Genomic DNA, 217 nt, shown 5'->3' with positions numbered 1-217 from the left:
ACCGCTGATCGACGTGTAGAAGCTCACAATGGCAAGCGCCAGCACCACCAGACCAAATGCCGCATACGGGCTCGTCACGTCTTTCAGCGCATGCAGCAACGGCACCGTGCCGATGGTCGCGAAAAACCCGAAGAACAGCATGGAACGGCGACGGCCGATGCGGTCCGACAACGCACCGAACGCCGGCTGCATCACCATATACACGAACAGCGCCGCG

1 pseudogene is annotated in these 217 nt (G+C 61.3%); it reads right to left on the bottom strand.

Annotation, left to right across the window (positions count from 1 at the left end):
* A pseudogene (locus P0D70_RS37055) lies at positions 1-217 on the bottom strand (alpha-ketoglutarate permease); the annotation flags it as partial.

Origin of the sequence: Paraburkholderia sp. RL17-381-BIF-C (assembly GCF_046026435.1) — a bacterium.
Taxonomy (GTDB): Bacteria; Pseudomonadota; Gammaproteobacteria; order Burkholderiales; family Burkholderiaceae; genus Paraburkholderia.
This window is presented reverse-complemented; position numbering and strand designations above follow the sequence as displayed.